A 3534-nucleotide genomic window follows, 5' to 3' on the forward strand; every position below is an offset into this window, starting at 1 on the left:
ATACCAGGCGATGAAATCGTCGGTCATGCGCGAAATCTCAGCCGGCGTGCAATCCCGGCCCTCGGCCTCGATGGCACGCTCGATCAGCTTGCGCGCGCCGCCGCCGATCATGTTTCGCGCGCTTTCAAGCGGGACTTCCAGAAGCCCTTCACGCTTGAGAATCACGTTCAATGCGGCAATCAGGTCCGGCGCGGTGTCGACCAGCGTGCCGTCGAGATCGAAAACGAGGAGTGGAGGCGAGATCATTGACGATCGCTAACCCGCAACGGTGGATTCGGGCAAGATCATAAGAGACCGGAAGGGCGTTCCCTGCCGTAATCCGGTTCGTGAAATGAGGTCGCCCCTATGACCAGCTCTCAGGCACTACCTGCAAATGATTGTTCGGGCGTCATTTTCCAAGAATAGGGTTTCCTCGGCTCGCGGTCTTGCTTTAGAGAAGGCTGTGAGAGAGGGGCCGGCGATGCGCCGGCAAAGGCGTCCCATGGATATGGACGGGCTGAAGCGTCAGGCGGCGGCGCGCGCGCTGGAAGAAGTGAGGGATGGCATGAAGCTCGGCCTCGGCACCGGCTCCACCGCCAAGCATTTCGTCGACCTGCTGGGCGAGAAGGTCCGCTCCGGCATGAAGGTGGTGGGCGTGCCGACGTCGGAAGCGACCGGCGCCCAGGCCGAACAGTGCGGCATTGCGCTGTCAACGCTGGACGAACTGCCACGTCTCGATCTCACCGTTGACGGCGCGGATGAGATCGACGGTAATCTGGACCTGATCAAGGGCGCCGGCGGCGCATTGCTGCGCGAGAAGATCGTCGCGGCCGCTTCCGACCGCATGATCGTGATCGCCGACGACAGCAAATGGGTCGATGCTCTTGGACGTTTCCCGCTGCCGATCGAAGTCATTCCATTCGGGCTTGCTGCGACGAAAGCAGCCATCGCCGATGTGCTTACGCGTCATGGAGTTGGCGATAAGCTCACATTGCGCAGCGGCAAGGACGGCCATGCTTTCGTCACCGATGGCGGCCACTGGATCATCGATGCGCACTGCCGTCGGATTCCGGACGCTGCAGCGCTGGCGCGCGACCTCAATATGGTGACTGGCGTCGTCGAAAATGGTCTGTTCGTCGGTATGGCGCGGATGGTCGTGCTGGCGGGTGCAAACGGAATTCGAGTTGTCCATCGCGCTTGAGGCCGCAAAGGCGCAACGCGCGGCTAAGCGATCGAAAAACACAGGAGCTGAATGATGAGAGCAGTATTGAAAACCTTCGCCGCCGCGATTGCGCTGATCTGCGCGGTTCACCTTTCCGCGGCGAAGGCGCAGCCCGCGAACCCCTCGCCGGCGGCGATCGCAACCGCCAAGGAAATCCTGACGCTCAAGCAGGCGACGGGCATTTATACCGGCGCGGTCGCGAACGTGATCCAGAACATGAAGAACACGCTGCTTCAGTCGAATCTGAACTATCAGCGCGATCTGAATGAGGTTGCGACCCAAATCGCCGGCGAAATGAAGCCGCGCGAGGCGCAGATCGCCAACGACGTCGCCAGGATCTATGCCCAGAACTTTACTGAGGCGGAACTGCGCGACCTGCTGACGTTCTACAAGTCGCCGTTGGGTCAGAAGTCGCTGACGATGGACCCCAAAGCGGTCAACGACACGATGAGCTACATGGATCAGTGGGCCGTCCGGTTCAGCGAGGAGGTCAACGGCCGCTTCCGTGCCGAGATGCGCAAGCGCGGAAAGGAGATCTGAGAACCGCAAGGGCGCGCACCGGCAGACAAGCCATACGAGGAGCTTCGGCAATGGCGAATTACGATGTCGATCTCTTCGTCATCGGCGGCGGCTCCGGCGGCGTGCGCGCCGCCCGGATCGCGGCGGGCTATGGCGCGCGCGTCATGGTGGCCGAGGAATATCGTGTCGGCGGCACCTGCGTGATCCGCGGCTGCGTGCCGAAGAAGCTGTTGGTCTACGCCTCGCACTTCCGTCATGACCTGGAGGATGCTGCCGGTTACGGCTGGACGATCCCTCAGTCGTCCTTCGACTGGCCGACGCTGATCGCCAACAAGGACAAGGAAATCGCCCGGTTGGAAGCGGCCTATACGGCCAACCTCGACAAGGCGGGCGTCACCACCGTCAAGGCGAGGGCGGAATTCGAGGATGCGCATACGCTGCGCCTGTCAGACGGCCGGACCGTGACGGCCAAGACCGTCCTGATTGCCGTTGGCGGCGCGCCGAGTCACGGGCCGGGCATTCCGGGCATCGAACATGTCATTTCCTCGAATGAGGTGTTTCATCTTCCGACGCTGCCGAGGCGGATCGTGATTCAAGGCGGCGGCTACATCGCGCTCGAATTTGCCAGCATTTTTGCCGGACTCGGTTCGGATGTGACGGTAATCTATCGCGGTGACAATATCCTGCGCGGCTTCGATGGCGATGTTCGCGCGCACCTGCGCAGCGAGATGGAAAAAGCCGGCATCGAGATTGTTACCGGACAGACCGTCACGCGCGTTGAAAAGGCGAATGACGAATTTGTCGTGCATTTGTCAGAAGGGCGCTGCCTCGACGCTGATCAGGTGCTGTTCGCGATTGGGCGTAGCCCCAATGTGGCCGGTCTCGGCCTTGAGAAGACTAGCGTTGCGCTGGACCCGGTCAGTGGGGGCATCAAAGTCGACGGCTTTTCGCAGAGCAGCGTGCCGCACATCTACGCGGTCGGCGACGTTACCCATCGCCTCAACCTGACGCCGGTGGCGATCCGTGAAGGCCACGCCTTTGCCGACAGCGTTTTCGGCGGCAAGGCAACGCGCGTCGACCATTCCGATATTGCAACCGCTGTGTTTACACAGCCGGAGGTCGGTACGGTGGGCCTGACGGAAGAACAAGCACGCACGAAATTTGCGACGGTCGATATCTACAAGACCGATTTCCGTCCGATGAAGGCGACGCTGGCTGGCCGAGATACACGCATGCTGATGAAACTCGTCGTCGATGGAGACAGTGATCGCGTACTCGGCTGTCATATCGTCGGCGACGGGGCGGCGGAGATCATTCAGGCCGTCGGCATCGCCGTGAAGATGAAGGCCACCAAGGCCGATTTCGATGCGACGATGGCGCTACATCCGACTGCGGCCGAAGAGTTGGTGACGATGCGTACGCGCAACGCGCGTCATGTGCGCACGGTCGCGGCCGAATAAGTCAGCGCACCTGCAACAGCCAGTCGCCGGCATCCTTCCAGAGCGTTTCGCGATGCTCTGGCCGAAAGAAGCCGAAATGGCCGATCTTCTGAGCGCTCACGTCTTTGGGTTCGATGGTGCGGATGTCCGCCCAGGTGAGCGTGAAGCCAGAGCACAGCAACTCAACCGCCTTCCGTGTCGCCCACGGGTCGTCGCTGAAGCATAACGCCCGCAACGCGCCCCGGTAGCCGGCGAAGTTGGCGCGTGCGGCTTCCAGCGCGGGATCGTCGAAGAAGTAGCGCGGACTCATCACCCAGCGCGCCCACTCCAGCAGCACCCCTTTGGGCAAATCCTCGCCAAGGCCGAGTTTCCCGG

Annotated in this window: 4 protein-coding genes and 1 pseudogene; 3 read left to right on the top strand and 2 right to left on the bottom strand. The window is 61.7% G+C overall.

Annotation, left to right across the window (positions count from 1 at the left end):
• On the bottom strand, nucleotides 1-246 hold a 246-nt coding region (locus tag Q0239_RS12070), incomplete at its 3' end, for an HAD hydrolase-like protein (protein ID WP_298603189.1).
• Nucleotides 247-487: 241 nt separating this feature from the next.
• Here Q0239_RS12070 and rpiA point away from each other — a divergent pair.
• The 3 genes from rpiA to gor all read left to right on the top strand — a co-directional run bounded on the left by rpiA (nucleotide 488) and on the right by gor (nucleotide 3180).
• Nucleotides 488-1180 (top strand): ribose-5-phosphate isomerase RpiA, encoded by a 693-nt coding sequence (gene rpiA, locus Q0239_RS12075; RefSeq protein ID WP_298603193.1) that lies wholly within the window; start codon nucleotides 488-490, stop codon nucleotides 1178-1180.
• Between the two features lie 66 nt (nucleotides 1181-1246).
• A complete protein-coding gene (locus Q0239_RS12080; RefSeq protein ID WP_298603196.1) occupies nucleotides 1247-1741 on the top strand; it encodes a DUF2059 domain-containing protein in 495 nt (164 codons plus the stop codon).
• 50 nt (nucleotides 1742-1791) lie between these two features.
• Nucleotides 1792-3180, top strand: a complete 1389-nt coding sequence (gor, locus tag Q0239_RS12085; protein ID WP_298603198.1) for a glutathione-disulfide reductase — start codon at nucleotides 1792-1794, stop codon at nucleotides 3178-3180.
• Nucleotide 3181: 1 nt separating this feature from the next.
• On the opposite strand, the pseudogene Q0239_RS12090 reads toward gor, so the two are convergent.
• Nucleotides 3182-3534, bottom strand: a pseudogene (locus Q0239_RS12090) (hypothetical protein); the annotation flags it as partial.

Source organism: uncultured Sphingorhabdus sp. (assembly GCF_937872355.1).
In the GTDB taxonomy this organism is placed as follows: Bacteria; Pseudomonadota; Alphaproteobacteria; order Sphingomonadales; family Sphingomonadaceae; genus Sphingorhabdus_B.